The 15,314-nt window shown below is 75.2% G+C and carries 11 protein-coding genes; 10 read left to right on the forward strand and 1 reads right to left on the reverse strand.

The window, feature by feature from the left end:
* Window positions 1–11 precede the first annotated feature (11 nt).
* The 7 genes from ACIA8F_RS29700 to ACIA8F_RS29730 all read left to right on the forward strand — a co-directional run bounded on the left by ACIA8F_RS29700 (window position 12) and on the right by ACIA8F_RS29730 (window position 7,609).
* Window positions 12–1,259, forward strand: coding sequence for a cytochrome P450 (locus tag ACIA8F_RS29700; protein WP_399383353.1), 1,248 nt, complete (start codon window positions 12–14; stop codon window positions 1,257–1,259).
* Window positions 1,252–2,535 (forward strand): flavin monoamine oxidase family protein, encoded by a 1,284-nt coding sequence (locus ACIA8F_RS29705; protein ID WP_399383354.1) that lies wholly within the window; start codon window positions 1,252–1,254, stop codon window positions 2,533–2,535. The genes ACIA8F_RS29700 and ACIA8F_RS29705 overlap by 8 nt, the downstream gene beginning before the upstream one ends.
* Window positions 2,526–3,458 carry a Rieske 2Fe-2S domain-containing protein gene (locus tag ACIA8F_RS29710; protein WP_399383356.1) on the forward strand — a complete coding sequence of 311 codons (933 nt, stop codon included), beginning with the start codon at window positions 2,526–2,528 and terminating at the stop codon, window positions 3,456–3,458. The genes ACIA8F_RS29705 and ACIA8F_RS29710 overlap by 10 nt, the downstream gene beginning before the upstream one ends.
* Window positions 3,455–4,366, forward strand: coding sequence for an alpha/beta fold hydrolase (locus ACIA8F_RS29715; protein WP_399383358.1), 912 nt, complete (start codon window positions 3,455–3,457; stop codon window positions 4,364–4,366). Before ACIA8F_RS29710 ends, ACIA8F_RS29715 begins: the two co-directional genes overlap by 4 nt.
* A gap of 97 nt (window positions 4,367–4,463) precedes the next feature.
* A complete protein-coding gene (locus ACIA8F_RS29720; RefSeq protein WP_399383359.1) occupies window positions 4,464–5,339 on the forward strand; it encodes a hypothetical protein in 876 nt (291 codons plus the stop codon).
* Window positions 5,285–5,953 (forward strand): VOC family protein, encoded by a 669-nt coding sequence (locus ACIA8F_RS29725; protein WP_399383360.1) that lies wholly within the window; start codon window positions 5,285–5,287, stop codon window positions 5,951–5,953. Before ACIA8F_RS29720 ends, ACIA8F_RS29725 begins: the two co-directional genes overlap by 55 nt.
* A 234-nt stretch (window positions 5,954–6,187) precedes the next feature.
* Window positions 6,188–7,609, forward strand: coding sequence for an NAD(P)/FAD-dependent oxidoreductase (locus tag ACIA8F_RS29730; protein ID WP_399383362.1), 1,422 nt, complete (start codon window positions 6,188–6,190; stop codon window positions 7,607–7,609).
* A gap of 139 nt (window positions 7,610–7,748) precedes the next feature.
* Here ACIA8F_RS29730 and ACIA8F_RS29735 read toward each other — a convergent pair whose 3' ends face one another.
* Entirely contained in the window at window positions 7,749–10,307 is a 2,559-nt protein-coding gene (locus tag ACIA8F_RS29735) for an AAA family ATPase (RefSeq protein WP_399383364.1), read from the reverse strand.
* Between the two features lie 276 nt (window positions 10,308–10,583).
* On the opposite strand from ACIA8F_RS29735, the gene ACIA8F_RS29740 reads away from it, so the two are divergent.
* From ACIA8F_RS29740 to ACIA8F_RS29750, 3 genes are all read left to right on the forward strand, one after another.
* On the forward strand, window positions 10,584–12,836 hold the full coding sequence (locus tag ACIA8F_RS29740) for a TOMM precursor leader peptide-binding protein (protein ID WP_399383366.1): 2,253 nt from the start codon (window positions 10,584–10,586) through the stop codon (window positions 12,834–12,836).
* A gap of 111 nt (window positions 12,837–12,947) precedes the next feature.
* Window positions 12,948–14,426 (forward strand): SagB family peptide dehydrogenase, encoded by a 1,479-nt coding sequence (locus ACIA8F_RS29745; protein ID WP_399383368.1) that lies wholly within the window; start codon window positions 12,948–12,950, stop codon window positions 14,424–14,426.
* A gap of 24 nt (window positions 14,427–14,450) precedes the next feature.
* Entirely contained in the window at window positions 14,451–15,263 is an 813-nt protein-coding gene (locus ACIA8F_RS29750) for an HlyD family efflux transporter periplasmic adaptor subunit (RefSeq protein ID WP_399383370.1), read from the forward strand.
* Window positions 15,264–15,314: the final 51 nt, after the last annotated feature.

Here is a 15,314-nt window from a genome sequence, read left to right on the forward strand (position 1 = left end):
AGAACGCGTACATGACCAAGGCTGCCGGGCTGCCCGCCCACCTGGCCCACCCCTTCAGCCCCGCCGGGCGGATCGACCCGTACCCGGCGTACGAGTGGCTGCGGGCCCACGACCCCGTGCACCGCGACCCGATGACCGGCATGTGGCTGGTCACCGGGCACGCCGACTGCACGGCCCTGCTGAAGGATCCGGCCTTCTCCGCCGCCTCGGGGCAGCGCGAGCGGTCCCGGGACGACGAGCTGCCGGTGTCCATGCTGACCACCGACGGCGTCGACCACACCCGGCTGCGCGCCCCCGGCGCCCTGCTGCTGGGCCCGGCCGCCCTGGCGTCCGTGGCCGGGGCGATCGCCGCCGACGCCGACGCCCTGCTCGACCGGGCCGTGGAGCGCGGCGTGCCCCTCGACGCCGTGGAGGAGCTGGGCGCACCGCTGGCCACCGCCGTACTGGCCCGCCTCTTCGGGCTGCCCGAAGAGCAGCGGGAGACCCTCTCCGCACTGGCCCGTGCCGCGTCCGTCAACCTCGACCCGCTCGCCCCGCCGCACATCGCGCGCCTGGGCCGCGCCGCCATGGGCGAGCTGACCCGGTTCCTGGACGCCCACACCGGCCGGGTCGACCCGCACTGCCCGCTCGGCCGGCTCGCCGCCGACACCCGGCTGACCCGGCAGGAGATGCTCGGCGTCCTCGGCCTGGCCGTCGTAGGAGGCTGGCAGCCGCTGGCCGAGGCCGTCAGCAACGCCCTGTACTGGCTGCTGCCGCGCCCCGGGGTGCGCGCCGCCCTGCGCGCCGCCGGCCAGGACGCGGCCGAGACCGCCGTCGACGAACTGCTGCGCCTCGAAGCCCCGATCCCCTTCACCGCCCGCGTCACCCTGCGCGACGCCGAGCTGCCCGGCGGGCGCATCCCGGCCGGGCAGCGGGTCCTCGCGGTGCTCGCCGCCGCCAACCGGGACCCCGCCGTCTTCGCCGACCCCGGCAGCCTGGTGTGGGACCGGCGGCCCAACCCGCACCTCGCCTTCGGCGGCGGCCCGCACTTCTGCCTGGCCGCCCGCCTGGTCAAGCAGTCCGGCGCGGTGCTGCTCGGCCGGATCGTCCACCGCTTCCCCGAGGCCGTCATCTCCGGCCCGGACCCGCGCTGGGCGCCGTCCCTGATCCCGCGCCGCCTCACCGCTCTCCCCGTCGACCTGGGCGCGGAGGTACGGGACGCGGGCGTACGGGACCCGGGCGTACGGGGCACCGCCGGGCTGGAGGACGCGCGTGCCTGAGGTGGTGGTGATCGGAGCCGGGGTCGCGGGGCTGGCCTGTGCCCAGCGCCTGGCGCAGGCCGGCGTCGACGCCCTCGTCCTGGAGGCACGGCCCCGGATCGGCGGCCGCGTCCGTACCTTCCGCCCGGCCGACGGGGGCCCGGTCCTCGAACTCGGCGCGCAGGTCGTGCACGGCGACCGGAACCCGGCCCACACCGTCCTCGGCCCGCTGCCCGCCGCACCCCGCCCGTCGGCGGCGTACGTCGTGACCGGCCGCGTCGCCCGCCCCATGGGCGTCCTCGCCCGCGGCGCGAACCCGCCGTGGCTGCTGGAGGGCAGGCTCGCCGGCTACGCCCCGGCCCCCGGCGGCGCCGGCGGCGGACTCGACGCCGGCGGACGCAGCGTCGGCGGACTCAGCGTCGGCGGCTGGCTGGCGGCGAGCGGCGCCTCCCCCGCCGAGGCCGCCACGGCCCGCGAATGGCTGCGCCAGACCTGGGCCGCGGACCCCGACCGGCTCGACGCCGCCGGGGTGGCCACCGCGGTGCGCCAGGACGGCGGCGGCCGCGGGGAGTTCACCGTGCCCGGCGGCCTGGACCTGCTGCCCCACACCCTCGCCGCAGGACTGGACGTGCGCACCGGCACCCCCGTCCACCGGATCGCGGCCGGGCCCGGAGGCGGCGTGCGCATCGTCACCGCCGACGGCGAACTCACCGCGGACCGGGCGGTCCTGGCCGTACCGCCCGCCGTGGTCGCCGGCGGCCTGCTCACCGTCGAGGGGCTCGGCCCGGACAAGACCGCCGCCGCCCAGGTGCTTGTACCCGGCGACGGCTTCTGCGCCGTGGTGACCCTGGCCGGCCCGGCTCCCGAAACGGCCGCCGTGTTCGACGCGGACGGTGTCGGCGGGTTCGTCTCCTGCCGGCAGGGCCGCCCCGAGGTGCTGATCGTCGCCAAGTCCGCCGCGGCCGCATGCGTCCGGGAGGCGGCCGGATCCGCGGTGCACCTCGCCGGGCTGCTGGCCGTGGCGCTGCCGTGGACCCGGGGCGTGGCGGTGGTGGACGCCGAGACCGCCGACTGGACCGCCGACCCGTACAGCGGCGGGGCGTTCTGCGCCCCGGGACCCGGCACGGACCGGGCGGCCCGGGACTGGGCCCGTCCCCTGCACGGACCCGACGGGCGGCTGTTCTTCGCGGGAGAGGCCGCCGTGACCGGGCGGGCCCTGCCGTGGCTTCAGGGCGCGTACGCCGACGGGCGGCGCGCCGCACAGGAAGTTCTGGAGGCGGGGAAGCGATGTCCTTGAACGTGCACTCGGGGTGGTACCTGGCCGCCTTCGCATCCGAACTGGACGGCGAGGTGGTCCCGTTGGACATCGGCCCGCGCCGTCTGGTGGCCGTGCGCACGGAGCGCGGCCTGCGTGCGTACGACGCCGACTGCCCGCACCGCGGCGCCCATCTCGGCTACGGCGGCCGGGTGGAGGGCGGCTGCCTGGTGTGCCCCTTCCACGGGCGGCGCATCGGGCTGGGGCAGCCCTCGGGCGAGGGCAGCCGGCCGTGGGTGCGCGAGCACGAGGTCGTCGAATGCGGCGACGCCGTCTTCGTACGCCTCACCGACGGACCGGACGACGACCGCGGACTGCGCACCGTACTCAAGGAACTGGCCGGGTCGATGCCTCTGGTCAAGGCGGTGGAGCGGCCGGTGGCCGCGGCCGCGGACCTCATCGTCGAGAACGCCTTCGACACGGACCACTTCACCGCTCTGCACAAAGTCCACCGGATCCGCGGCATGAGCCATTCCATTGGTGTGCACGGCGAGTTGGTGATGGACGGGGAGTTCCCGATGACGGCCTCCCCCTGGGCCGGCCGCGGCGCGGCGGCGGCCGCCGCGCCGTACGTGCCGCGCTTCCACGCGCGCGCGTACAGCCCCGGGGTCGTCGTCACCGAGTTCGGGCCCGCCGACGAGGTGCACGTCATCGTCACCGGCGCCGTGCCCGACGGGCGCGGGGGCTGCGTCGCCCGGGTCGCCGTCGGCGTGCGCGAGGGCCGCGAGAACCAGCTGCCCATGCTGGTCGCCGGCAGCGAACGGGCCCTCGCCGAGGACATCGCCGTCTGGGAGCACCTCAACCCGCGGGTGACCCCCCGCTACGACGCGGCCGACGCGGCCGTCGTCGCGTACCGGGAGTTCTGCGCGGGCTTCGCCGAGCTGGGCGACGGGGAGGCGTCATGAGCGGGAATCCGAACGGGACCGCGCCCGGGACGGCGACCGCACCCGGGACGGCGGCCGCCGCGGCGGCCGACGCCGGCCACCGCCACGCCTCCCGCGAGCCGCTGCCCGGCGAGCGCGAGGGCGCGTACGGCGGACTGCGCACCCTGGCCTACGGCAGCGGCCCCACCGTGCTGTGGCTGCACGGCTACACCATGGACGCCACCCTGTGGCGGCCGTTGTGGCGGCTGCTCCCGGGGCTGCGCCACGTCGGCGTGGACCTGCCGGGGCACGGCGGCTCCGAGGCGCTGCGCCCGGGGCTGAGCCTGCCGGAACTCGCCGCACGTGTCCGGGGGCTGGCCCGTGAGCAGGAGGCCCGGCGGTGGGTGGGCCTGTCCTTCGGCTCGACCGTCGCGCTGGAGATGGCGCTCGCCTACCCGGACGAGGTCGACCGCCTCGTCGTGGGCGCGCCGACCCCGGCCGGCGGACCGCCCGACCCGGCGGCCCGCAAGCGGTACATCGAGATGCTGATGCTGCGCCGGATGCGCGGGGCGGAGGCGGCCGAGCTGCTGGCCGATCTGTGGATGGCGGCGCCGCCCGACATCTTCCGGGGCACCGAGGCCCATCCGCTGCTCCGCGCCGAGCTGCGGTCCGTCGTGGCCCGCCATTCCTGGGCCGAGCTGGACAACGGGGCGATGGCGGGGCTGAGCTCGCACGTGCACTCCGGGGAGGACCTGGCACGGATCACGGCTCGTACGTTCGCACTAACCGGCAGTGCCGATATGCCCGCATTCCACGCCAACGTCGCTTTGCTGTCCCGGGTGGTGCCCCACTGCCGGTCCCATGTGGTCCCCGGCGCAGGTCATTTGCCCTTTCTCGAGCAGCCGTGGGCCGTGGCGCCGCTGCTGCTGGACCACCTCTTGGCCTGTTAGTCACTTAATAGGCCTGTCGATGCCCGTATAAAGTGATCAAGGGAAGTAAATCGGGGGGCGGGGACACATGCCGATATTCACGCTCGAGTTCTTTGGGATGATCCTCCAAGTAATGGGCCTGGTGGACCAGTCCGACCTCGCCTTTCACTTCGGCCGGCACCTGCTCGAAGAGCGGGCGGAGCCGGTGCGCAGCGCGGTCAGCCTGCACTTCGCCTCGCACACCGGGGTCGGGCAGGTGGCACACGAGGTGCGCGTGCTCGACGGTGAGGGCCGCGTGCTACGCCGCTGGGCCTACCACGGCATAGGCGGAATCCCGCCAGTTCTGCCGCCCTTCGCCGTCATGGAGCACCCGTACGCGGTCGTCCAGGCCGCCGTGCTGGCCAAGGGCGCCGCAGTGGTGGCGCTGGTCGGCGGCATCGGTTCACCGCGGAACTCCGTGGCGCTCGCCCTCGGCGCACGCGGCTGGCGCATGGTTTCCGGCCAGTACCTGGTCGTCGATCGCGTCACCGGGGAGACGCTGCCCTACCAACTGCCCCTGGAACTGCGGGGACCCGCCCTGGAGGGCGCCCGCGCCGGCGGCCTCACCGACGGCCCCCGCGACGACGTGCGCACGGTCTGCTCGCCGCTGACGGGCCCGTCCGTCATGGTCCGCCCCGAGCGGCTGATCGCCACGGCCGGCATCCTCGAACGGTTCGGCCCGGCCACGCTGGTCCGGCTCTGCAGCAGGGGCACCCAGCGGTCCCGGCTGGAGGACTGGAACTTCGCCGCCTCGGTGTGGCCCCCCGACGCCTCGGCGGACCCCGCCTTCGCGGCCACCCCCCGGATGCGCCTCCTGCTGCCCGAATCGGGCGCTGCCGAAGAGGCCGCCGACCTGCTCGACGGACGCCTGTCCGCGACCACCCCGAAGGGAACCGTGCCGTGCCCCGCCGAAGCTCGTACGTTGACGGAACTCCTTGCTGGATCGACCACGTAGGCGTCGACCCCACCGGCGCCAAGGACTTCTACGCCGCCCTCTTCGGCTGGGAGTTCCGGCCCGAGGGCGGCCGGGGCTACCACCTGGTCCTGCTCGGCGGCGAGATCGTCGGCGGCCTCGGACCGAGCCCGGCCGGACCCCGCTTCGGCTCCGCGTGGACCGTGTACCTCGCGGCCAAGGACCTCGACGCCGCCGGGCGGCGGGCCGAGCGGCACGGCGCCCGCGTGGTGGTGGCCGGTGTCCCGGCCGGCGGCAACGGCCGCCTCAGCCTCGCCGTCGACCCCCAGGGCGCGCCCTTCGGGCTGTGGCAGGGCGCCCACGACGAGGGCGTGGTGGTCGTCGACGAGGCCGGCGCGCTGACCGGGGCCGCCCTGCACACCCCGCGGCCGGGCGAGTCGGAGGCGTTCTACGGAGAGGTCTGCGGGGCCCGGCCGGAGACCGAGGAGGTCGCGCAGGCGGCGGACGCGCGCTGGGTGCCGCGGTTCGGGGTGGCCGACACCGCCGCGTTCGAGCGCCTCGCCCGCGCGGCGGGCGCCCGTGTGCTCGCCCCGGGGCTGCTGGCCGATCCCTGGGGAGCGGTGTTCGGCGTGACGGACGGGTTCGGCAGCGCTTGAGCCTGCCGGGACGCCCCGCACCGCGGTCCCTTACGCAATCCCCCGGATACGTAATCCCTCGCTGCGCATCGCCCCCCGTTCATTCGCGCCGCCCGTCGTGCGAAGGTCGCTTCGGCCGAGGAAATCCGATGCGAGACATCCGCCGCGAGGCATCCGCTGCGAAGAATTCCCGCGCCCGCGCGCAACGCAGGGAATGCGGTGGAATTCCGTCGGGGAACGGGAAAGGCGAAAGCGATGGCATCCGAGATCGTGGTCATGGGCGGTGGGCCGGCCGGCTCCATTGCCGCGGCGCTGCTGGCCCGCCAGGGCGCGCGCGTGAAACTGCTGGAGCGCGCCCATTTCCCGAGATACCACATCGGGGAATCCGTGGCGACGTCCTGCCGGTCCATCATCGAACTGGCCGGTGCGCTGGAGAAGGTGGAAGCGCGCGGCTATCAGGTCAAGGAGGGCCTGCTGCTGCGCTGGGGCGCCGAGCGCGACTGGGTCGTCGACTGGCCCGAGATCTTCGGCACCACCGCCCAGACCTCCTGGCAGGTCGACCGCGCGGACTTCGACGAGGTCCTGCTGCGCCACGCCGCCTCCCAGGGCGTCGAGGTCGTCGAGGGGGCCCAGGCCCGCAAGGTGCTCTTCGAGGAGGGCCGCGCGGTGGGGGTCGAGTGGACCCACGAGGGCCGGGAGCACACCACCCGCGCCGACCACGTGATCGACGCGACCGGCCGGGCCGGCCTGCTGTCGGTGCGCCACCTCGACAACCGCACGCCCCACGACGTGTTCCGCAACGTGGCCGTCTGGGGCTACTACCAGGGCGGCGCGCTGCTGCCGCGCACCCCCCGCGGCGGCATCAACGTCATCTCCGCCCCCGAGGGCTGGTACTGGGTCATCCCGCTCAAGGACGACGTGTACAGCGTCGGCTTCGTGACCCACCAGGACCACTTCCTCAAGCGCAAGCAGCGCTACCCGGCAGGTGCGGCGGGCATGGAGGCCCTGTTCCTGGACTCCGTGGAGGAGTCGCAGACCGTGCGCGAGCTGGTGGCGGACGGCACCTTCCAGCACGACGTGCGCGTCGAGCAGGACTTCTCGTACACGGCGGACAGCTTCTGCGGGCCCGGCTACTTCCTCGCCGGCGACTCCGCGTGCTTCCTGGACCCGCTGCTGTCGACCGGCGTCCACCTCGGCATGTACAGCGGCATGCTCGCCGCCGCCTCGATCAGCGCGGTCGACGCGGGCGAGGTGACCGAGGAGGAGGCGCTGTCCTTCTACGAGGCGCTCTACCGCAACGCGTACGCCCGCATGTTCTCGATGGTGGCCGGCTTCTACGAGCAGTACCGCGGCAAGTCCACGTACTTCTGGCTCGCCCAGCGCCTCGCCCGCGGCCGCCACCCCGAGCTGATGGCCCCTCGGGAGAGCCCGGACCCGATGCGTTCCGCACCGGACAGCGGGGCGTTCGCGGCGCTCACCGCCGGGGTCCTGGACCTCGACGACGCCCGGCGGGCGGGCGGCGCGGGCCCGCTCCCCGCCGAGGTCCTGGCCGACCGGATGTCCGCCGGGCAGCACGACATCGGCGGCCACGACGCGGCGACGGGGCTGTACCTGACGACCACGCCCCGGCTGGGCATAGGCCGGGCCGGGCGGTCCGCGGAGGCGGCGCGCGCCTGACCCCCGGGAGCGCGGGCACGGTGGGCGCGGGCACGGTGGGCGGGGGCACAGTGGGCGGGGGCACAGTGGGCGGGGGCACAGTGGGCGGGGGCGCGGTGGGCGGGGGCCTGCGGACGGCTCCTCCGCCCACCGTCCCGTGTCACACCGCCAGTTCCTCGCCGATCGCGCGGGCCAGCTCGTGCCGGCTGTGGATGCCGAGCTTGCGGTAGATGCGGCCCAGGTGGGTGTCGACGGTGCGCTTGCTGAGGAACAGCTTCTCCGCGACCTCCAGGCTGGAGCTGCCCCGCACCACCAGCTCGGCCACCCGCTGTTCCGCCGGGCTCAGCAGGGTGCGCTCGCGCCCCGGCGGTGTCCCCTGCGGTGTCCCCTGGGGTGTCCCCGGCCGGGACCGCTGCGCCGGGCCCCGCTGCCGGGGCGCGCCGTCCAGGATCGTGGCCGAGGCGGACTCCTCGCCCAGGGCCCGGTACGAGGCGGCCGCCTGGGCCCTCCAGGTCACGCAACCCGGGTGGGTGATGCCGCGCAGCGCGAGCCGGTGGCCGCAGTCGAGGAACAGGCGTACGGCGGTGGTGTGGTCGCCGAGGGCCGCGGCGACCGTGCCGTGCGCCTGGAGGGACAGCGCCTTGATGAACGGGTGGGCGTCCCCGGTCTCCGGCTCGGCGGTCAGCAGGACGGCCGCTTCGGCCGCCCGGTCCAGGCCCACGAGGGCGCGGGCCGCGGCCGCGGCGGCGGCGCCGGCCAGGGCGGGGGCGTTCAGCCGGCGGGCGAGGTGCAGCGCGGCCTCGGCGTCGGCGTGCGCGTCGGCGTGCGCCTCCCGGCGGTGGCGGACCTCGCTGCGTACGAGGTGGGCGAGCAGGGTGGTGGCGGGGTCGTCCGACGCGCGCGACATGCTGATCAGCCGGTCGACGAGGGCCGCGGCCCCGTCGAGGTCGCCGGTCCAGGTCAGGGCCAGGGCGGCGCCCACCGGGCCGGCCGCCGACGCGGGCGCCGCCCCCTCCGGCGCGCCCGCCGTGCCCGCCGCGACCCGCAGGGCCATCCGGCGCGCGGTGCCGAGCCGGCCGCTGGCGGCGGCGGCCGCGGCGAGCGCCCCGGCGAAGACGTGCGCGGCCGGGTCCCCGGGGTCGGCTGCGGCGAGCCGGGCCGCCCGGCGCAGGCCGGAGCGGTGCCCGGTGAGCAGGGTCTGCGCGGTGAGCCGCAGCAGGTGTTCGCGCGGCGGCGCGGGCAGCGCCGCCAGCTCGCCGCAGACTCGGACGAACGGCTGGGCGCCCTCGACCCGGGAGACGAGCGCGGGCGAGGCGAGCCGGGCCAGGGCCTCGGCGCGCCGGACCGGACCCAGCAGGCTGTCGGCCGCGGCCGCGGCCTGCCGGGCGCAGGCGTCGAGGTCTCGGTGGAGTTCGACGGCTCCGAGCCGCACCGTCAGGTCGAGAAACGATTCTTCACGTTCCCTGGCCTCCTTCGCCGCGCTCTCGTCGCCCTCCGCCCCGGGCGCGCCCCGCTGCTCCAGCAGGGTGAGCGCGCGCCGCAGGTAGCGGGCGGCGGACTCGTGATCGCCGACCCCGGAGGCCTGGATGCCCGCGCCGCGCAGCACGTCGATCCCCCAGTCGCAGCCCGCCAGGATCAGCTGGTCCGCGGTCTGCCGGACCGGGGCGCCGAGCCGGGCCAGGACCGCCGCCGCACGCCCGTGCAGCACGAGCCGCTCGTGCGCCGACACCCGGGCGAGGACCGCGGGCCGGACCGCCGTGTGCGTGAAACGGCCGGGCACACCGGCCTCCAGGAGCCCGGCCCGTACGAGCGTTTCGCGGGCCTGCTGGTCGTGCACCTCGCCGTGCTTGGAGAGCGCGGCGCACACGGCCGGGTCGGTGTCGGGGCCCAGCACGGCCAGCTGCGTGAGCAGCTCGCTCGCGCAGGGTTCGTCCTCGTCGAGCCAGGCGAGCACCGTCTCCGAGAGGGCCTGGGCCCCGATCGGCAGCACCTGCCCGGGGTCAGGCGAGCCGGGCGGCACGTGGGTGCGCCGCAGCCGGGTCACCAGGTCGTGCAGCACGAGCGGGTTTCCGTGCGCCAGGGTGTGGCAGAGCGCCGCCAGCTCCTGGTCGACGGGGCTGTCGAAGGCGCGGTCGACCAGCTCGGTCGTACAGGTCGGACACAGCGGCTCCGGCCACAGCCGCAGCAGGTACGGCAGCGGGCCGAGCTGCTCCGCCACCTGGGCGGCCGCCGAGGCGGGCAGCGTGGCCACCATCAGCACCGGCAGGTCGTCGAGCCGCCGGGCGATGTACGAGAACCAGCGCAGCGAGTGCGGGTCGGCCGTGGTCAGGTCGTCGACGAGGATGGCCACCGGCCGGTCGACGGCGAGGGAGCGCGTGGTCCGCAGGAGGCCCAGCAGGGCCTCGTGGGTGGGACCGGCTTCCCCGAGCCCGGGCCCGGGCGTGCCGTGGCCGGCGGCGCCGCCGAGGACCGGGTCGAACAGCTGGCTCACCATGCTGTACGGGAACTGGCTCTCGCTCGGATGGCAGCGCGCCCGCAGCACCAGGGTCCCGGCGGGCAGCAGCCGGGGCACCGCGTTCAGCAGCGCGGACTTCCCGATTCCGTGCGACCCGTGGATGGTGGCCACCGTCGGGCGCCCCAGGGCGAGTTCACCGACGGCACCCTGAAGGAGGCCCATCTCACGCTCACGGTGGTACAGATCCCCGTTGGGTGAATGCATGGGGTCAATGTCGCATTGCGCCGGGGGCAGATCAAGCCAAAGGGGCAGTAGTTGCAGTCCAGTTGGGCCAGCTTCTTACATCGCAACCGGATGGCTCGATTCCGTGCGCGCGGCCTCGCGGCCCGCGCGCGGCCCGGTACGTACGCATCACCGCCGGAGTACGTATTCGAGGCGCTTCCTGCGTATCAGGTGAAGCATTTACCCGGGGTCGGCCCCGTGTTTGGGTTGCCGGTGTGATGCCACGTCAGGGCTGACCGCGAGAACCAAGGGGGACAGATGGAAAAGCCGCGCCTCAAGGCCCATTTCCACGTCGAGGTGGTGGAGGGCGAGCGGGTCTTCCTCTACGCGGAGGGCCAGGACTACCTGGTGCCCGGCAAAGCGGCCGCGGCTGTGCTCCCGTACCTGGACGGCCGCAAGACCGTCATGGAGATCGTGCAGGTCCTCGCCGGCACGCTGCCCATCCCCACCGTGCTCGCGGCCCTCACCCGCTTCGGCGCCGCCGGGCACCTGGCCGAGGGCCGGCCCGACCTGCCGGAAGCCACCCTCGCGTACTGGGACGCCCTGGGCATCGACCCCGCCACCACCCTCGCCACCGCCCCCGTCACGGTCTGCGCGACCGCGGGTGTCGACCCCGAGCCGGTCCTCGCGGCGCTGCGTGCCCTCGGACTGACCGCCCTCACCGGCGCGTTCGACACCGTGCCGGAAGAGGGGATCTCCGTCGCCCTCGTCGACGACTACCTCGACCCGGCCCTCGAAGCCCGCAACGAGCGCCAGCTGGCGGCCGCCAGGCCGTGGCTGCTGGCCCGCACCGGCGGCATCTCGCCCTGGATCGGCCCGTTCCTCGACCCGGACCACACCGGCTGCTGGACCTGTCTGGCCCAGCGCCTGGCCGGCAACCGCCAGCTGGAGCGCTACCTGGCCGGCAAGCGCGGCGACTCCGTGCCCCGCCACCCGGCGCGCGCCTCCATCCCGGCCGGCCCGCTGGCCGCCGCGGGCCTGATCGCCGCCGAGGCCGCCCGGATCGCCGCCACCGGCGAACCCGGCGCGCTGTGCGGGCAGATGGTCACCCTGGACCTCTCCACCCTCACCACCGACCGGCACCCGCTGATCCGCCAGCCCCAGTGCCGTTCCTGCGGGGACCCGGCCCTGGTCAGCGAGCGCAGCCCCAAGATCGTCCTGACCTCCGGCGACGCCAGCCACACCAGCGACGGCGGCTACCGCGTCAACAGCCCCGAGGCCACGCTGGCCCGCCTGGAGAAGCACATCAGCCCGCACCTCGGTGCCATCACCAAGCTGGTCTCGCACACGCCCGAGTCCAACACGCTGACCTACAGCTACGCCGCCGGCCACAACTTCGCGATGGTCAACGACAGCATGGACCTGCTGCGCCGCAACCTGCGCGGCCAGAGCGGCGGCAAGGGCCGCTCCGAGATCCAGGCCAAGGTCAGCGCCGTCTGCGAGGCCATCGAGCGCTACGCCGGCGTCTGGCGCGGCGACGAGGCCGTACGGCGCGCCGCCTACCGCGACCTCGACCCCGGCACGGTGGTCCACCCCGCGAGCCTGCTGCACTTCTCCGAGGCGCAGGTCGCCGCGCGGGACACCTGGAACCAGGACCCCGCCAACCGCCTGCACAAGGTGCCGGACCGGTTCCCCGAGGACGTCGCGATCGACTGGACCAGCGGCTGGTCCCTCACCCACGACGAGGAGCGCCTGATCCCGGCCGCCTACTCCTGGTACGGCCACCCGGACCTCCAGGAGCACTTCTTCTGCATCGCCGACTCCAACGGCACCGCCGCCGGCAACTCCCTGGAGGAGGCGATCCTCCAGGGCCTGTGCGAGCTGACCGAGCGCGACGCCGTCGCCATCTGGTGGTACAACCGGCTGCGCCTGCCGGCCTTCGACATGGACTCGCTCGAAGACCCGTACGTGGACCAACTGCGCAGCTACTACGGCGCCATGGACCGCGACCTGTGGATGATGGACCTCACCACCGACCTCGGCATGCCGGTGTACGTGGCCGCTTCGCGCCGCCGCCACAGCGTCGAGGACATCATGGTCGGCTTCGGCGCCCACCCGGACCCGCGCGTCGCCGCCTTCCGCGCGCTCACCGAGCTCAACCAGTTCCTGCCGATGATCGAGACCCGCGACGCCGCCGGGAACACCTCCTACCTCGTCGGCGACCTGGAGACCCTGACCTGGCTGAAGACGGCCACCGTCGCCGCGGAACCCTGGCTGCTGCCCGACCCGGAACTGCCGGCCACGAAGGTCGGCCCGCAGGCCGGGTTCGACCTCGCCGCCCGCATCCGCGACCAGGTCGAGCGGATCAAGGAGGCCGGCTCCGAGGTCATCGTCGTCGACCAGACGCGCCCCGACCTGGAGCTGAACGTGGTCAAGGTGATCGCCCCCGGCCTGCGTCACTTCTGGCGGCGGCTGGGCCCCGGCCGGCTCTACGAGGCTCCGGTCCGCATGGGCCGCCTCACGGAGCCCCTCGCCGAGGCCGACCTGAACACCTGGAACGTCTTCTTCTGAGCCGGAGCCGCTCCGCGCGGGCCCGCCCCCGCGCGCAGACCGGTACCTGATCATCCGACACCTCCGCGGGCCGGGGCACGACCCGGCCCGCGCCTCATCAGGGCTGGAGCCATGACCAGTACGAGCACACTCCCCGGGCAGGCACCGCCGGCCGCCGCGGCGTCCGGCACGTACACCCTGACCAGCCGGCTGGCCAGGGGCGGCACCTTCGAGGACGGGGAGATCACCACCCACCTCGGCGCCGTGCGCCTGGGCGCCATCACCCCCGGCGCCCGGGCCGCGCTGCACGCCTTCGGCGAGGGCGACCGCGACGAGACCGCGATCAACGCCCTCGTGGTGGCCCACGACGGCGAAACGGGCCTGCTGCGCTGGCAGATGCTGCGCTCCAGGCTCGAAGCCGCGGGCCTCCTCGAACACGCCGTGACCGGCCCGGACGGCGCTCCCCTCGCCCGCCTGGTGCCCGTCGGCCGCGGCGCCACCACCCTCAAGCCCGCCCCGCGCGGCCCCGTCCGGCTGAGCCGGCACGCCCTGCTGTCACCCGCCGAGGGCACCCTCGCGCTGCGCGCCCCCGGCAGCCCGCTGGCCGTGGAACTGGGCGCCGGCGCGGCCGCGCTGCTCCCGCTGCTGACCACCTGGACCGAAGAGGTCCCGGCCCCGCTGGTACGGCTGCTCGCCACCGCCGGCGCGCTGGCCCCCGGCGGCCCCGGCAGCGACCCGCAGGCCGAGGAGCGCGGCAGCGTCCAGTGGGACCCGGTCGACCTCGCCTTCCACGCCCGCACCCGCGTCCCGGCCTCCGCCCCCGGCTACGGCGGCACCTACCGGCACGCGGACCGCTTCGGCCCCGAGCCGGTCGCGGCCCCCGCCGCCGACGGGCCCCGCGTGACACTGCCCGTGCCCGACCTCGAAGCGATCGCCGCCCGGGACCTGACCCTCACCGAGGCCATCGAGCAGCGCACCTCCACGCGCGCGCACGACCCCGGGAACCCGCTGACGCTGGCCCAGCTCGCCGAGCTGCTCTACCGGACCGTCCGCATCCGCGGCACGTTCACCGGAAGCGACGGGCAGGAACTCGCCGACCGCCCGCTGCCCAGCGGCGGAGCCGTGCACGAGCTGGAGGTCTACCCGCTGGTCACACACTGCGAGGGGCTGGAGCCGGGGCTGTACCGGTACGCGCCCGACCGGCACGAGCTGGAACTGGTCGCCGCGCCGGGCCCGGCCACCGCGACCCTGGTCAAGGAGGCCCGCGGCGGCACCATGATGGAGGGGGACCCCCAGGTCGTACTGCTCGTGGCGGCCCGCTTCGGCCGCGTGATGTGGAAGTACGAGACGGTCGCCTACCCGCTGATCCTCAAGCACGTCGGCGTGCTCTACCAGACGGTCTACCTGGTGGCCACGGCGATGGGCCTGGCCGTGTGCGGACTCGGTGGCGGCGACACCACCGCGTTCGCCGCCGCCACCGGCCGCGACCCGCTGCTGGAGGGCACCGTCGGCGAGCTCGTCCTGGGCAGCCGACCCGCCGAGCCCGCCGCCGAGCCCTCGGCCGAGTCCGGCACCGAGTCCGCCGCCGAGCCCGCCGCCGCGGGCCTCTGACCCGGCCAGGGGGGACACACCACCATGAAGTTCCGCTACCAGGCACTCCAGCGCAAGCGGGAGCCGGACGAGCTCGACGCCGCCGTCATGCTCGCGGCCCCCCGCGGCTGGATCGCCGTCTTCGTCGTGCTCATCGTGATGGCCGGGGCCTGCGTGTGGGCGGTGCTCGTCCGGCTCGACGTCACCGTCGACGCCCCGGGCGTGCTGACCCACCCCGGCGGCACCAGCCAGGTGCAGAGCCCGTACACCGGCATGGCCCAGGACCTGCTGGTCCGGCCCGCCGACGAGGTCAGCGCGGGGCAGCCCGTCGCCCGCCTCACCGACCAGGCCGGGAAGATCCAGACGATCACCAGCCCGTTCGCCGGCAAGGTCATCAGCGCCACGCTCACCACCGGCCAGTTCGTCCCGGCCGGCGCCACCGTCGCCACCGTCGAGCGCACCGACCTGCCCGGCGACCGCCTCGTCGCGCTCGTCTTCGTACCCGCCGACCGGGCCGCCCGGCTCGTGCCCGGCCGTCCCGTCGACCTGAACGTGTCCACCGCGCCCCCGGCCGTGTTCGGCCTGCTGCGCGGCACGGTCACCAGCGTCGCCCCGTACCCGCTGACCCGCGAGGGCCTCGCGGCGATCGCCGGCGGCGAACTGGCGGCCCAGAGCTTCCAGCAGGACCAGGCGCCGCGCCTGGTCACCGTCGACCTGATCCCCGAATCTGGCTCCGCCTCCGGCTACGCCTGGAGCTCCGCCAAGCCCCCGCCCATCCGGCTCAGCTCGCAGACCTCCGTGTCCGCCTCGATCGAGCTGCGCACCCAGTCGCCGTTCGACCTGGTGCTGGGGCGCTGAGCGGTGCCGCCGACGCCGCCGCCACCGACGCCGCGACACCCGACACCGAGC

The sequence above is a fragment of the Streptomyces sp. NPDC051563 genome (assembly GCF_044454225.1).
In the GTDB taxonomy this organism is placed as follows: Bacteria; Actinomycetota; Actinomycetes; order Streptomycetales; family Streptomycetaceae; genus Streptomyces.

What these genes read in the sequence shown, in the direction of transcription:
- ACIA8F_RS29700 (WP_399383353.1), top strand. Translation starts at nt 12, where the DNA reads ATGACCAAGGCTGCCGGGCTGCCCGCCCACCTGGCCCACCCCTTCAGC.
- ACIA8F_RS29710 (WP_399383356.1), top strand. Translation starts at nt 2,526, where the DNA reads ATGTCCTTGAACGTGCACTCGGGGTGGTACCTGGCCGCCTTCGCATCC.
- ACIA8F_RS29715 (WP_399383358.1), top strand. Translation starts at nt 3,455, where the DNA reads ATGAGCGGGAATCCGAACGGGACCGCGCCCGGGACGGCGACCGCACCC.
- ACIA8F_RS29720 (WP_399383359.1), top strand. Translation starts at nt 4,464, where the DNA reads ATGATCCTCCAAGTAATGGGCCTGGTGGACCAGTCCGACCTCGCCTTT.
- ACIA8F_RS29730 (WP_399383362.1), top strand. Translation starts at nt 6,188, where the DNA reads ATGGCATCCGAGATCGTGGTCATGGGCGGTGGGCCGGCCGGCTCCATT.
- ACIA8F_RS29735 (WP_399383364.1), bottom strand. Translation starts at nt 10,307, where the DNA reads ATGCATTCACCCAACGGGGATCTGTACCACCGTGAGCGTGAGATGGGC.
- ACIA8F_RS29740 (WP_399383366.1), top strand. Translation starts at nt 10,584, where the DNA reads ATGGAAAAGCCGCGCCTCAAGGCCCATTTCCACGTCGAGGTGGTGGAG.
- ACIA8F_RS29745 (WP_399383368.1), top strand. Translation starts at nt 12,948, where the DNA reads ATGACCAGTACGAGCACACTCCCCGGGCAGGCACCGCCGGCCGCCGCG.
- ACIA8F_RS29750 (WP_399383370.1), top strand. Translation starts at nt 14,451, where the DNA reads ATGAAGTTCCGCTACCAGGCACTCCAGCGCAAGCGGGAGCCGGACGAG.